Genomic DNA, 14,020 nt, shown 5'->3' on the forward strand with positions numbered 1-14,020 from the left:
CGGATATACCCATTCTTTTCGCAGTGTCACAAAGTTCAGGTTTAAGGTAAAGGTGTAAAACAGGGGATACCCCCATTTTCAGAAATTGGGTGTTTACCCTTATTGGAGAATGGTAGGATAGTAATGGGATATTTAGTGTAATTTCAAGCTATGAAAAGGAGAGTTATTTCAACCGATCTTTCATCCCTGTTAGGGTCATTGAAAAAGGATGTAGTAACTACCATTTTTTTGAAAAAAGTTAGTCTGTTTTACAAAATTAATTTTTATTATTACACCTTGTAATCAAACAAATGATCAAATGTCGAAAAAAAAATTAAGTGAATGGTATGCCACGGCAATTTGTGGTAATGACATCACCTCTTCGTGCCTGTATGTTTCAGCACTGGTTATCGTAGCAGCCGGACAATATGCATGGGTAGCTCTTTTAATGGTGGCGGCGGTATTGTTCCTTTTCAGGAAAATCTATGGTGAGGTGGTAGGAGCCCTTCCTCTTAATGGGGGTGCATATAATGTCCTCCTTAATACAACAACAAAAAGTAATGCATCTATAGCTGCATGTCTTACCATACTTTCCTATATGGCAACGGCCGTTATTTCATCCAGTGAGGCCATGCATTATCTGCATCATATTTTGCCTTATTTCAATGTGAATATAGCCACTTTCGTCTTATTATTAATCTTTTTAGGACTTACTATTTTAGGAATTTCTGAAAGTGCCTCGGTTGCATTGGTTATATTTATTTTCCATATGACCACCATGCTTTTGCTCGTAGGCTCATGTGTTTACTTTTTGTTCAATAATGGTTTTTCGGTACTTATTGATAATTTTCATTTACCAGTAAAAAGCGGAAGTATCCTTACAGCAATTTTCTTTGGATTCTCGGCAGCGATGCTCGGTATTTCAGGTTTTGAAAGTTCCTCTAACTTTGTAGAAGAGCAGGAGCGCGGTGTTTTTGCAAAAACATTGCGTAATATGTGGATTGCAGTGTCTGTGCTGAATCCATTGATTGCTTTTCTGGCGATTTGTATTATTCCGATTGGTGAAGTGGAAGGGCATAAGAATTCTTTTTTGAGCTATATAGGTACGCTTACCGGTGGTACATGGTTGGCAACGATTATTTCTATCAACGCTGTTTCTGTATTAAGTGGAGCCGTTTTAACTTCATTTGTGGGAGTTAATGGATTGATTAAAAGGATGACACTGGATAGAATTCTTCCTAATTATTTTCTTAAAGAAAATAAAAGAGGAAGTACATATAGAATTTTAATACTCTTTTTCCTTTTATGCATTTCTGTGCTTTTAGTGACCAGAGGGCAGTTGGCACCTTTGGCTGCTGTATATGCTTTATCCTTTCTTACAGTAATGGCATCTTTTGCGGTGGGGAATATTCTTCTTAAATTAAGGCGTTCCCGACTTCCAAGACCAGAATATGCCAAGCCCGGAGCGGTTCTTATTGCTCTTTTTGCGGTCTTAATCGCATTGTATGGAAACGTTCAAACAAAACCCCAGTACCTGGTGACATTCCTGCAGTATTTCATTCCTTCGGTGCTTATTATATTGGCGATGCTGCTAAGAAAAGATATCCTTCATTTTTTAGTGAATACCTTACAATCGGTTTCCAAAGGGTACAAGAGATATACGGTTACGAGGCAACGGTTTCTGAACCGGAGTATAAAGAAGCTCTATGAACAGGATTTTGTTTTCTTCTCAAAAGGGGATGATATTGCCACACTGAACAAGGTGATGATGTATCTGCATGAGAATGAGGTGACGAATAAAATGAAAATAGTGACGGTTTTAAAGCAAGAGCAACAACCGGATCCTAAATTTATGGCTGATTTTGATGTTCTGGACAGAGCATACCCGGAGGTGGATATGGAATATATTACATTAATGGGAGACTTTACTCCTGAGCTGGTAGAACAACTGAGTAATGAATGGGGAATCCCTAAAAACTTTATGTTTATCAGTAGTCCGGGAGAAAGATTCAGTTACAGGGTCGATGAACTTGGAGGGGTGAGACTGATTTTATAATTATAGCAAGCTAGCTTTAATAAGCTTATTATTTTGAATATATTAATTGAGACGTATTGGAAGATACGTCTCAATTAATTATTGACCTTTCCAGTCGTTTTAAATATCGGTCTAGAAAGATGTCCACTCATTAAAGGAACCTATGCAAAAAAGTGAGCTCTAAAGCTCACCTTTCATGTATATTGATATTGAAAAGGATTCTAATTCTAGAAGTTCAGATCAGGCCATTTGCTTAAAATAGCGTCGGCAGGAGAACCGAAAGCCTGGTCTCCGGAAACAGTGGATCCACCTAGTATGCCAACCAGCATAGAATCATCTGTTGTGAAAATAGCAGAGCCGGAATCCCCTGAGTTGGAAAAACGTCCTGCTTTCCCTCTTATCATAGTCAGGTTATTGCCAATAACTTCTGTTCCGTCAAAATTATCTAGTCTTAGAGAAGTGGTAATACTTGTGATATTTCCTGTTGTAATTTCAGTGGTAATACCGCTCTTGCAAACTTCTTTGCCTATAATGGAAGCATCGATTACAGCAAATCCTCCAATGATACTTCCTACACCATATACTTTTCCAATAGTAGCATTTCTGAACCATCCTTTTCTGGCAATGGCGCAGTCTAGCCAGGAATCGATTGTTCTTGAGCCTCTCTGGAAAGAAACATTCTGATGATAATAGCTCTTCAGAGAAGCGCAGTCATGACAATAGTTGAGCGTTGTTTCCCATTTGGATTGCTGGCATACATCTGAATCCAGTTTAGTGGTCGTTCCCACCAATACATGGGCGCACGTCATCATATAAGGGTTGTCGTCATTCTTTTTATTGACCATGACGCCTAAAGTGCCACTGCCTGCAATCTCTTTTCCACCATGCACAATCTCACCGTTGGCCGAGATGCTGATACCTCCGATCAAGGGATCCGTTTTTTCTTTTCGGGAAGCTTCTACAATGGTTTCAGAGTCTGCAAGATGATTGGGTTGAACTTCAAATTCAATGACATCTGTAGGGCATCCGAAAATTGCTGAAGGAATCGGATGACTTACCTTTGATAAAGGGAGTTTCTTTTTTACTCCGAAAGTATAACTTAAAGTAGGCGTCAACTCATCATTGACAATTTTCAGAGAAACACCCACAGATGATATTTCAGGTCTTTTGAAGTATTCTTCAATAAGTTCAGGTAATTTTTGGGCCATGGTATCATGTAAGGCCAATTCTTCGTTACTTAGTTTCATGATTTTGGTTTTTGGTTAGGTTGATCATATTGAATAAAAGGTTGATCAGATGATAGAGTCTCTAATCCGTAACTAGATAAGTAAAGCAGTTCCGGATTTAATGATCCTTACTACAATACATTAATTCAGCTTAATTGTTCCTGAAGAAGGAGCTCCTCCTCCTGCAGGGGGTGGACCACCAGCAGAAGCCTGATCAGCTAACATACGGTATTGGGATGTTCCTTTTTCAGTACTGATAGATCCGGAAACAGTATACAGGTAAAGATCGCCTGAAACAGAATAATCATTGGCGGAATTGTTCACATAGAAATCAATTTTTACCGATGACATGTTTTTTGCCCGTTCAAGAAATGCGTCCATTAATGTGGTAATTTGAGCTTCAGTTAGCCCTTTAGACTTCATGGAATCTTTTGTTTTTTCATAAGAAGCGGAAGCTCCACCACCTCCAAAGAACCAGGTCCAGACAGATAGATTGGCGCTTGCTGACGTTTTTTCGTATTCTTTTACCTGCTCTTTGTAAGAAGCATCAAGCATTCCTAAAGCCAAAGCGTTAAGACTTTTTACATCTTCACTGGACAAGGCGGATATTTGAAGTGTAGCTGTAATTCTTCCCTCTGTGTGAGCAGGGATAGTATAGGACAATCCGGTAAGTTGCCCCTGGCCGGATACTTCGATTGAATAAGATTCTTTGGCTTCTCCTTTTAATTCTGCGATAACTGGTTCGAAAGGATCGCTAAAGCCTACTCCTGTTTTTGTAATTTCAATTGTTTCCATTAGTTTTTTTGTTTTGGTTATTTAGACAGGCTTTTCAGATCCCGCCTCTGTATTGTATTCTTATTGAATAGCTCAAAGGAACAAACAAAAAAGATCAGATTTTAGAGTAGAAATAACCAAATTCAACCTTCCGTAGAAATACTTATTTACCGGATGTTAATTGAAAAAAAGGAAATGAGGGAAATTTAGCCTGAAGAATGATTGGATTTTTGTGTTGGGAGCTAATTTTAATGAATAAGTATATTAATACAATATTATAGGGTAGTTTTTATATACTTATAGTATAGTTTTTCTGAAAATGTAATGATTATTTAATATTTAAAAAAAGCTGATTGATTTAAAGATCTACCACATTACAGATCATTTAGTCTACTGGTATTTCTGTGTTTTTTTCATTTTACAGATATGTGTTTATATAGTAATGAAGGATGTTATTTCAGATTTGATGTAAATATTTTTTCGTAAATTACTTATCTGGCAGAAATAAAATAATTTCTTTAAATTTTTGATGGTTCTCCTATTTTTAAGTTTTCTGGCTTGTCAAAAATTTAGCAGCCGTATATAAACAAAAAAATATTGATTATGAAAATAGGTTTAATTGGATTTGGAAAAGCAGGAAAAGCAGTAGCAAATGTTATACTACAACATCAGGAATATTCTCTGGAGTGGGTTTTGAGAAATAGTAAAGCTATGGAGCATTTTTCCGCTAAAGAATTTTTGGGGATAGAAAGCCCTGATCCGGCACTTATATTTTCACAACAGGGATTAGATATCAATCAATTACTGGAAGATTATCCGGTAGATATTATTATTGATTTCTCTGCAGAAAAAAGTATTTATAATTACGGGAAAGCAGCAGCTGAAAAAAAGGTTAAAATAATATCGGCTGTTTCTCATTATGACGAAAAGGAGAAAGCATTTTTAAAGCAGCTTTCAGAGAATGCAGTGGTTTTTTGGTCTCCTAATATTACGCTGGGTGTTAATTATTTGCTATTTGCGGCTTCACTATTGAAGAATATAGCCCCGGAAGTAGATATCGAGGTTATTGAAGAACATTTCAAAGCTAAATCCGGGATTTCGGGGACGGCAGTGAAAATTGCAGAAGCCCTGGATATTGAAACAGAAAGTATTAATTCCGTAAGAGTTGGAGGGATTGTCGGAAAACATGAAGTTATTTTTGGTTTTCCCTATCAGACCGTGAGGCTTGTGCATGAATCTATTTCCCGGGAAGCTTTTGGAAACGGAGCCTTATTTGTAGCAGGAAATATTAAGAATAAACTTAATGGACTCTATAATTTTGAAGATATTTTGAGACCCTATTTTTTCAGCGGAATAGAAAGTCATTTATCTTAATTCTTTATTCGCTAATCGATCTTCAATAGCTTGGTAAGGAGTAAAATTCCTAACTTTACGCTCTTGATTCAGAACATGAAGAAAACGATTCCAACGTACGACTTAAACAATGTTTCCCGGCACGGTATTGTAGTGGAGAAAGTGGAGCGACGTCTTATGGAAACTGAAGATAATCTGATCGATAAAGGAATTCACAGGGATAATCATTATATTTTCATGTTTTTGGAAAGCGGTTATGCTAAAATGATGGTTGATTTTACCATTATCGAAACGCATGAGCCTGCTATTTTCTTTTTACTTCCGGGCCAGGTACATCAGGGGTTGATTCTGAATGATGTTTGCGGATGGTTTCTGGCGGTTAAAACGGAAGTACTGCCCGACTTTGTACGTTCTGTTTTTGAAGAATCATTGGTTGAGGCAAAGCCTTTATCTGTTAATGAAAGCTGGGCTGAAAAATTAAATGCTTGTGCTGCATTACTTCACTCTTCCTGCACGGAAGAAATGCTTGATACGAGAGAAGGGTTTTCGGTGGTTCAGTCTTTGGTGAATGCTTATACCGGAATGTTTGCTCATCAGTTCCTGCATGAAAGAAAACATGAAGATGCAAAAGAAAATCGTGCTTTACAACTCACAAGGCAGTTCCGGATATTGATCAGAAAAGATTTTAAATCCGTGAAAAGTCCATCATTGTATGCTGAAGCATTACATATTTCTCCCGGGTATTTAACGGAAGTGGTTCATGAGGCAACAGGGCGATCAGCATTGCACTGGATTCAGCAGGAAATCCTGGTAGAAGCTAAAAGATTATTGGTTTTTACCCACCTCACTATAAAAGAAATTGCTTACGAATTGGGGTATAGTGATCATACCTATTTTTCTCGTTTATTTTCCAAGCTGGAAGGTCGCTCACCTTCAGACTTTCGGATGAACAGCCGAAAGTAAATACAACCGTGAATAGTCCAATTAATTCCTTGAAATGACTATCGGTTGACCTCTCTTTTGTTCCTTTCTTTGTCATAAAATATATTATGCCAAGTTTACCAAAATGGATCAACGATACGATGGAAAGTGTTTTACCATCTAAATTCAAAGACTGTACGATCATCAATACTGAAGATATTTCAAACACCCTACGGCGCATCCGGTTTGAAACCGATTTGACCGGAGTAGACTTTTCTCCGACTTATGCGATCGGAATCAGGATTAATGAAAGGGATTTCCGTAATTATTCCCCTTTTAATTTTGACCGTGAGCGTGGAACTTTTGATATCCTGTTTCACCTTCATGATATTACGGCAGCAGGATGTCGTTATATTGAAAGTTTATCAGCAGGAGATACCATGAAAGTGTTGCTTCCCAGAGGAAGAAAACTCTTTGACCCGGAGGCAAAAATTCATTTCTCAGTAGGAGATGAAACTTCGCTGGGAAGTTCTTTATCGATTAAAGAAGCAGCTGAGAGCTCAGACCGGTTGTTTTTATGCCTGCATGAAATGGAAGAACCTGTAGCTCTGGAAACATTGGATTTGTTTGGCTACCACACGCCTAAACACAATACCATGAAAACCATAGAAGCATTGACTTGCTTTTTAAATGAAGAGAAACAAGCGGTCGATAACAGGGAGGTTATATTTTATATTACAGGAAATGGTAAGAAAATGTCTCTGATCAGAAGATTCCTTAAAGGAGGGGGAGTAGATCCGACTTGTATCAAATCCCAGGCTTACTGGATGGAGGGAAAAAAAGGTCTGTGAAAACACAGACCTTTTACTTTATATCATATTGATCCCAATAGCATCGGGATGTCGATTATGTAAATGATTTCATCATACGGTGGTAGTCTTTATCGCTGATATTTGAGGCTTTTACCTTAATGCGAAGTGGATTTTCCTTTTGTTGGGTACTGACTTCTATAACCACATTCTTTGCCAGTAAAGATCTTTCAAGTTTAAGCGCCTTTAATCGGGTTACGGGATAATCGACTTGCGGAAATATAATTCCCTTTTTGATGGGGTGGTAGTATTTGATTGAAAAGACTGCACCTGTATTTTCAAAATGAAATACTCTTAAACGGATAATACTGTTTAGGATCAATAAAAAGAAGACAGCAGATATAGCTAATAGAGGCCATTCGATATTCTCTTGTATGAAAGACTCTAAAATAAATCCGGCAATTACTAAAAAAACATCAATTACCAAAAGAATCATCAGAATTCTCATCTTAAGTACGATTTTATTCCTATTTGTTATAATCATTGAATTTATATTAATTAATCGTAAAAATTTATTTATTCGACAAAAATAACAAGATTATTTTATTTTTAATATGTTAAATTTCATTTTTTTAATAAAAAATAATTCCTCGTGTGGGATCTAACACGCTAAAACCATGCTTATCAGGAGAAAAACACAGGATTGCTGCTTGAAAATTTTTTTTAAAGATGAAGTAAAATATTCCCTATATCGGGATTAAATTAGTAAAAATTGCTGAAATCTTATAAGGTGAAAATATAAAAAAGGGCATCATTTTAAAATGTTGCTCTTTTTTTATGGAGTAATATCAAAAGATTTTTTTTCCTGAAATACCTTTATGGGTGGCGATTATTGTCGAAATATGTTTTACCTTTTTTAGATGTGTTTTCACCATTAGGAGAATTCCCTCGTTTTTGAAAATCAGTTTTTTCCCTGAGTGTTGATTTGTTTTTGTTTATGAAATTTGTATCAGACAAAAGAGAGAAAGTAACCGATGATTTACGATTCCCGTCACAATATAAAACAAAAGATGGAATTGAGATGAGAGAAATCTTATAGAATGTCAAAAAAACTAAAACTAAAATAACCATTTAAACGAAAAATATGGCAGATACAGTAAACAATCAGACTACAGATGCAGTTACGCAGACCAATGTTACCGTGCTTGGTGAGTCTCCGGCACAAGCTATGAGTATGCTTTATCAGATGGCCACGCATGCGAGTGGAATTTCTATTCAGAATTCAGTATCGAATCAGCAGAACCTGAATCAATTAAACCCTGCGATTGTTGCGGATGCCATTAAGATTTTAAAAGGATAACCTAAAACCTTATAACCATGGCTGAGAATGATAAAGATGCAACCAAAAAAGCTGCAAAAGCTGATCCTACCACTCCGGAGGAAAAAGCAGTAGTGTTTGTGAACACTGAAGTTTTATCGCCGCCGCCGACCGATCCGATGTTGGGAGCTGCGAAAATAATGATTGATCAGTCGACCGGGATGATGGTGCAGGATTTACAATCATTTTTAAAAGGATTTGAGCAGGTGGGCCTTGTTGCTCTGAGCAAGCTGGCTTTTAATTATTTAACCTATGGAAATTATCACCCTCCGGTAGCGGGCGGCTCCAAAGAAAAAGCTGAAGAAGTTCCTGAATATGATCCCGAAAAAGGAAACGGAAACGCAATGATGAAGGACCTGTTCAAAATAGTAAGTGATTATGCCGAGGCAAAGACCAAACTTTCCGGTACCATTTACAACAACAATACCACTCCATTCTCAAACGGAATTCCAGACCTTCCCCCTTTGGCAGATATTTTCGGTGAAGAGGAAGATCCCGAAAAAAAAAACGAGTGACGCTACCGGAAACGGAAGATACCTCGGCACAGAAGGATTCTATGAAAAAAAACTTTATCACAGCTGATGAGGGGGAGTAGTGCTAAAATCCATAAAATTAACAGAGCCATTAGTAAAGCCTGAGATTAAAGAAGCGGTAGTGCCTGTTGAGCAACATATCAGTGAGCATACCAAGAAAAATATAAAAACAAAACTAATCGATCAACTTAAAAAAATAAGAGATGAATTATTCAATCGAACCAAAACCAGCTAAAATTTTAAATTTACGTTCCTTAACAGAACTGAATGAAAGTCTTTATCTGAGCAGAAATAGTGATAATGCCTATTTCAGCGTCAAGAAAACAGATAATAACAATGACCGTGATGTATTTAATATGCAAACGTCTAATGTCAGTATTCAGCCTATTGTGAGGCCGGTCATCAGTACCAAAGGTAAAAGAACCAACAACTACCAATCGTTTGTCATAGAACCGAAAGACAAAGCTACCGGAATAGCGGTCATCATGATCAAACTGGAAGAGAATCAGACTTTTTTCTGTAATGTAAGAATCCTTCCTCTCAGTACCCTGGCAGATATTGCTGAACCGGAGATGGATTCAAAACTTCTTACCATCAATCTTGAAAAATCCAAATGTGTTCTCAAAACAGATATAACGATTACGGCATCCAACACAGGAGAGGCACTGTATTCTGTACATGATGTAGATGTGAATGCCATATCCAACCTGGTGACTCCGGATGAAATTGTAGCATTAAAAAGGGAACTGGAGTTTCAGGGTTCAAAATTAATTGCCCATTATTTCCAGGAAATTCTTGAAATTATCCTTAATGAGAACCCTCCGGTTCATGGAAAGCAGCTTGCCATTCCGGACGACTATGTTTTACATCTTCCTAATGATCAGCTTAAGGAAATGATGTCAGCTAACGCGATTTCGGGATGTATAGCCCTGGAAATCATAGGAAGTAATGTAGTTCTGGGTCTTAACCAGGACTGGACTACAGCAGGTGCTTTTTTAGGCTATTTGCTATAGAAGCCTACTGCTGCACAGCGACCTCTTTTTACTCATCATCAAAAAATAATACCTATGCGAAGACGAATACACCATAGAGCTTCCAGACCTGCGCGTACACCAGCTCCTGATCCTATTCCGGTAATTATGGAAACTATTGAAACCATTGAACCTATTGTGGAACCGGACATTGTGGAAGAAGATTTAATGCCGTTCGTGATCAGTAACGAAGATGAAATCATTAACTACATCAAAGATAAAGCGACGAAGGAAACGTTGAAATCATTAGCCCCTTTGCTGGAAAAGCTCGAAGAAGCAGTTAAGCAGCAACAGGCCTATCAGGCAGCAACACCCGTATCGGGAAATCCGGTAGCGATGACTTATGAAGAACAGCTAAAAAGACTTCAGGATACTTCCGCAGGAAAAGTAAAAGAGAAAGAACTGAAGATTGCAGAAAGAATGGTCAAGCTGCAGGCAAGATTTGCTAATATCCGTAAATAATAAAATAACCAAAAAATGAATAGTTATGGTACATCATCAAAATGAAATCAATTTAGAAGTTGTAGGAATGTCTCCCACAGTACCTACTGCAATTTCGATGCAGGTTAATGCACACTCCACAGGATTAATGTATGAGCAGTCTGTATTGCATCAGCAGAGAGATGCGCTTATCGGATTAAGTAATTCTGTTATGGGAATAAAAAAAATGGGTTCCAGGAAATTGAAAAATAAAGAGCTGCTACAGTTTAGAAAGAGCCGTTTTAATTTCTAATCCGGAATATCAGATTACGGATGCGGTTTTCTTCCCGCAGAAATGGAAGCTGGTGACCTCAACATATATATTAGTCAAAATTTTTCATCCTCCCGCCAGCTTTCGGAATGTTGTCAATGCCCTGAAACGAGCCAATAAACCATGTGGAAATGCAATCTCTAGCTCATAACGTAAACTATGTACAACAGCCTGCAGGAGAAGAGTGGCTTCTTTCAAGATAGAGGTAAGAAGCCAAAGAAGGGACCGCATCCTTTTATGTAAAGACCAATCGAATATATCAGTATCTGCCCGTCCGCCTGATCCGCGAGAACAAATAAAAATAACATAAAAAAGCACAGTCAATCCATTAGTATAAAGGAAAACAAGTGTTTATGAAACGTACAGAGAATTTTGATTCTTGCCGGTTTCGCGGATAATGCAGATCATCATACCGATTGTAAAATATAAAAATGAAGAGATTTTAAATTCTCGCTGATTTAGCAGATAGCGCAGATGATTGTGGAGAAAGAGAATCAATTTAAATATTGAAAAATCTGCTCAATCTGCATAATCTGCGAGAGAAAATAGATCTGGTTGATGAAGTCAATCATTCAGATAAGATCCTTCAGAATGTATTAAAAAATGAAAACTAGTTTAACAATCAAATAATTATTAACCGGGATTTAAATCTCAAAAAAAACAGATTACAATTATGGCAACAACAGTTAATTCACAAATCACAGATGCAGTTACTCAATCGAATGTAAAAGTTGTAGGAGAAGCTCCAGCAATGGCTTTAGGCAACGTTTACCAGACTGCAGCACATTCAACGGGAATCATGTTTGAAAATGCGGTGAACACGCAAAACCAACAAAACATTTTAGGACAGGCAGCGACTACGCAAGGCGTTATGCAGATCTATAGCCTGGATACGGTAGCGGATGCGATCTCTATTGCAAGAATGCTTAATCCGAATTCTTAAAAACCTGTTTTCTGCTTGAGCAGGAAACCTATAACCATGGTCGGAATAGCCGACAAATTAAACTCTAATTAACAATTATCATTATGGCAACAGTAGTTAATGAACAAATTACAGATGCAGTAACCCAGACCAATGTAAAAGTAGTAGCAGAAGCTCCGGCAATCGCTTTAGGAAATGTGTATCAAACTGCCGCACACTCTACGGGAATTATGTTTGAAAATGCGGTGAATACGCAGAATCAGCAGAATATTCTGGGCCAGGCAGCCACTACTCAGGGAACCATGCAGATTTATAGCGTAGATACCATAGCAGATGCTCTTTCTATTGCTAAAATGCTGAATCCTTAAAAAATTCTATTGTGTGTAGAAAAAAATAATCTTAACAACCGGATCATCCGGTTGTTATTTAAAAACCTAATCAAAAAATAATTATATGGCAACAGTAGTTAATGAACAAATTACAGACGCAGTAACCCAGACCAATGTTAAAGTGGTAGCAGAAGCTCCGGCAATTGCTTTAGGAAATGTATACCAGACGGCAGCACATTCTACAGGAATCATGTTCGAGAATGCGGTAAATAACCAAAACCAGCAAAATATTTTAGGACAGGCTGCCACTACTCAGGGAGTAATGCAAATCTATAGCATGGATACTATTGCAGATGCAATTTCTATCGCAAGAATGCTGAATCCGAATTCATAAAAAACAATAACCATGATCAGATAGCCTGGTCATATCAACTCTAATCAACAATAATCATTATGGCAACAGTAGTTAATGAACAAATTACAGACGCAGTAACGCAGTCCAACGTAAAAGTGGTAGCAGAAGCTCCTGCAATCGCTTTAGGGAATGTGTATCAAACGGCGGCACACTCTACGGGGATCATGTTCGAAAATGCAGTGAATAATCAAAACCAGCAAAACATTTTAGGACAGGCTGCCACTACCCAGGGAGTAATGCAGATCTATAGCCTGGATACGGTAGCAGATGCGATCTCTATCGCTCAAATGCTTAATGCAGGTTCTTAAAAAAGTAATTTCTGCCAATGGCAGAAAGCTCAATAACCAGGGCCGGAAAGTCCGGTCAATTAAAATCTAATACCAATAATCATTATGGCAACAGTAGTTAATGAACAAATCACAGATGCTGTAACACAGTCCAACGTAAAAGTAGTAGCAGAAGCTCCGGCTATTGCTTTAGGAAATGTGTATCAGACAGCAGCGCATTCTACCGGGATTATGTTTGAAAATGCGGTAAATACGCAAAATCAACAAAATATCCTGGGTCAGGCAGCCACTACACAAGGCGTGATGCAGATCTATAGCGTGGATACCGTAGCAGATGCTATTTCCATTGCTAAGATGCTGAATCCTTCTTAAGCAAAGCGTGTTTTTAGAATTATATTGGTCAGGGAGAATGCTTTTATTTCTCCCTGATTTTTTTTAGCGATTATAAACCTTAATAACTTAAAATAAAATTGACATGAGACAGTTTCTATATCCTCTTTTGTTACGATCATCTCAGTATGCCCGGCTTCATTTGAAGAGTGATGAACCTTATTACAAATATTTTTTACAGATGGAGCGGTATGCTCCAACATTCCGTTATGTTGATACTATCGTATCGCCTACGGGAAGGGTAGGATCACCACTGATGGAGCCTTTCCGTATTTTTGGGAGATGGTTGGGGTGGAAGTTTTGCTATGCTGAACATGATTTTGAATTTAATGTTCTGGTGGGGCCTGTTTCCCCCTATCTTACTGCACGTTCGGTTTTTGAATTTTCGAAGAATTCTATCGGGCGAACAGTACCGGGTGCTATGAGAGGTGGAGACGGGGAGCTAATGGGAGTAAGGACCAATGATGCGGTGACAACAGCCGTATTCGGAGGCCAGGTAAGAACAACCCATAATGATGAAACAATGACAATGAGGAATTTTGCTGAACCGGGCCATGTTTTCAGTGGCGGGTACCTGGATCTTGCATTTATTGAAAAAGATGGTAATGTATACATCAATCTCCGAGGCGGCGGATACAATAATTTTGCTTCTCTTAATCAGGTTTTCGGAAGCTGGCTGTTCCCGGATATGGCAAGATCAAATGCAGCTGCATATCGGGCTTATAAAAATCTACCCCGAATAAAACATACCGTTGAGAATCTTCCCCCGAAAAAGAAGGAGCTTCCGTATAAAGAGTAAATCTGTATCCGGCGACAATATTTCATGGGAGAAATTACAAAATGACGTTCAAAAAGATAAAAATACTGAGACAGAATACAAATTTATT

The 14,020-nt window shown here is 37.9% G+C and carries 19 protein-coding genes; 15 read left to right on the top strand and 4 right to left on the bottom strand.

Annotated features, from left to right (window positions below; genetic code table 11):
- The first annotated feature begins 298 nt into the window (after positions 1 to 298).
- Positions 299 to 2,035, top strand: a complete 1,737-nt coding sequence (locus tag CJF12_RS00955) for an APC family permease (RefSeq protein ID WP_034684355.1) — start codon at positions 299 to 301, stop codon at positions 2,033 to 2,035.
- 206 nt (positions 2,036 to 2,241) lie between these two features.
- Here the strand turns inward: CJF12_RS00955 and CJF12_RS00960 are convergent, their stop codons facing one another.
- Positions 2,242 to 3,261, bottom strand: coding sequence for a chymotrypsin family serine protease (locus CJF12_RS00960; protein ID WP_034684358.1), 1,020 nt, complete (start codon positions 3,259 to 3,261; stop codon positions 2,242 to 2,244).
- 120 nt (positions 3,262 to 3,381) lie between these two features.
- Positions 3,382 to 4,035 (bottom strand): hypothetical protein, encoded by a 654-nt coding sequence (locus tag CJF12_RS00965; protein WP_051887273.1) that lies wholly within the window; start codon positions 4,033 to 4,035, stop codon positions 3,382 to 3,384.
- Positions 4,036 to 4,617: 582 nt separating this feature from the next.
- On the opposite strand from CJF12_RS00965, the gene CJF12_RS00970 reads away from it, so the two are divergent.
- The 3 genes from CJF12_RS00970 to CJF12_RS00980 all read left to right on the top strand — a co-directional run bounded on the left by CJF12_RS00970 (position 4,618) and on the right by CJF12_RS00980 (position 7,139).
- On the top strand, positions 4,618 to 5,388 hold the full coding sequence (locus CJF12_RS00970; RefSeq protein WP_034684361.1) for a 4-hydroxy-tetrahydrodipicolinate reductase: 771 nt from the start codon (positions 4,618 to 4,620) through the stop codon (positions 5,386 to 5,388).
- A 75-nt stretch (positions 5,389 to 5,463) separates the two neighbouring features.
- Entirely contained in the window at positions 5,464 to 6,330 is an 867-nt protein-coding gene (locus CJF12_RS00975) for a helix-turn-helix domain-containing protein (RefSeq protein WP_034684362.1), read from the top strand.
- Between the two features lie 86 nt (positions 6,331 to 6,416).
- A complete protein-coding gene (locus CJF12_RS00980; RefSeq protein ID WP_034684363.1) occupies positions 6,417 to 7,139 on the top strand; it encodes a siderophore-interacting protein in 723 nt (240 codons plus the stop codon).
- 55 nt (positions 7,140 to 7,194) lie between these two features.
- Here the strand turns inward: CJF12_RS00980 and CJF12_RS00985 are convergent, their stop codons facing one another.
- Positions 7,195 to 7,641, bottom strand: a complete 447-nt coding sequence (locus CJF12_RS00985) for a YdbT family protein (RefSeq protein WP_034684364.1) — start codon at positions 7,639 to 7,641, stop codon at positions 7,195 to 7,197.
- A 600-nt stretch (positions 7,642 to 8,241) separates the two neighbouring features.
- On the opposite strand from CJF12_RS00985, the gene CJF12_RS00990 reads away from it, so the two are divergent.
- The 5 genes from CJF12_RS00990 (at position 8,242) to CJF12_RS01010 (ending at position 10,772) form a co-directional block, all read left to right on the top strand.
- Positions 8,242 to 8,457, top strand: a complete 216-nt coding sequence (locus CJF12_RS00990; protein ID WP_034684366.1) for a RebB family R body protein — start codon at positions 8,242 to 8,244, stop codon at positions 8,455 to 8,457.
- 17 nt (positions 8,458 to 8,474) lie between these two features.
- Positions 8,475 to 8,990 carry a hypothetical protein gene (locus tag CJF12_RS00995; protein ID WP_034684367.1) on the top strand — a complete coding sequence of 172 codons (516 nt, stop codon included), beginning with the start codon at positions 8,475 to 8,477 and terminating at the stop codon, positions 8,988 to 8,990.
- Between the two features lie 221 nt (positions 8,991 to 9,211).
- Entirely contained in the window at positions 9,212 to 10,021 is an 810-nt protein-coding gene (locus CJF12_RS01000) for a hypothetical protein (RefSeq protein ID WP_034684372.1), read from the top strand.
- A 54-nt stretch (positions 10,022 to 10,075) separates the two neighbouring features.
- Positions 10,076 to 10,501, top strand: coding sequence for a hypothetical protein (locus CJF12_RS01005; protein ID WP_034684374.1), 426 nt, complete (start codon positions 10,076 to 10,078; stop codon positions 10,499 to 10,501).
- A 25-nt stretch (positions 10,502 to 10,526) separates the two neighbouring features.
- Positions 10,527 to 10,772 (top strand): RebB family R body protein, encoded by a 246-nt coding sequence (locus tag CJF12_RS01010; RefSeq protein WP_034684378.1) that lies wholly within the window; start codon positions 10,527 to 10,529, stop codon positions 10,770 to 10,772.
- A gap of 84 nt (positions 10,773 to 10,856) precedes the next feature.
- Here the strand turns inward: CJF12_RS01010 and CJF12_RS19805 are convergent, their stop codons facing one another.
- Complete coding sequence (locus CJF12_RS19805) at positions 10,857 to 11,021, bottom strand: hypothetical protein (RefSeq protein WP_157759828.1); 165 nt, start codon at positions 11,019 to 11,021, stop codon at positions 10,857 to 10,859.
- Between the two features lie 442 nt (positions 11,022 to 11,463).
- On the opposite strand from CJF12_RS19805, the gene CJF12_RS01015 reads away from it, so the two are divergent.
- From CJF12_RS01015 to CJF12_RS01040, 6 genes are all read left to right on the top strand, one after another.
- Positions 11,464 to 11,733, top strand: a complete 270-nt coding sequence (locus CJF12_RS01015; protein ID WP_034684380.1) for a RebB family R body protein — start codon at positions 11,464 to 11,466, stop codon at positions 11,731 to 11,733.
- 83 nt (positions 11,734 to 11,816) lie between these two features.
- Positions 11,817 to 12,080 (top strand): RebB family R body protein, encoded by a 264-nt coding sequence (locus CJF12_RS01020; protein ID WP_034684383.1) that lies wholly within the window; start codon positions 11,817 to 11,819, stop codon positions 12,078 to 12,080.
- A gap of 85 nt (positions 12,081 to 12,165) precedes the next feature.
- On the top strand, positions 12,166 to 12,435 hold the full coding sequence (locus CJF12_RS01025; protein ID WP_034684384.1) for a RebB family R body protein: 270 nt from the start codon (positions 12,166 to 12,168) through the stop codon (positions 12,433 to 12,435).
- Positions 12,436 to 12,494: 59 nt separating this feature from the next.
- Positions 12,495 to 12,764, top strand: a complete 270-nt coding sequence (locus CJF12_RS01030) for a RebB family R body protein (protein WP_034684386.1) — start codon at positions 12,495 to 12,497, stop codon at positions 12,762 to 12,764.
- 84 nt (positions 12,765 to 12,848) lie between these two features.
- Positions 12,849 to 13,115: a RebB family R body protein gene (locus CJF12_RS01035; RefSeq protein ID WP_034684388.1), complete on the top strand. Its 267-nt coding sequence runs from the start codon at positions 12,849 to 12,851 to the stop codon at positions 13,113 to 13,115.
- A 103-nt stretch (positions 13,116 to 13,218) separates the two neighbouring features.
- Positions 13,219 to 13,932, top strand: a complete 714-nt coding sequence (locus tag CJF12_RS01040) for a hypothetical protein (protein ID WP_131329530.1) — start codon at positions 13,219 to 13,221, stop codon at positions 13,930 to 13,932.
- Positions 13,933 to 14,020: the final 88 nt, after the last annotated feature.

It is taken from the genome of Chryseobacterium piperi, from assembly GCF_002285635.2.
In the GTDB taxonomy this organism is placed as follows: domain Bacteria; phylum Bacteroidota; class Bacteroidia; order Flavobacteriales; family Weeksellaceae; genus Chryseobacterium; species Chryseobacterium piperi.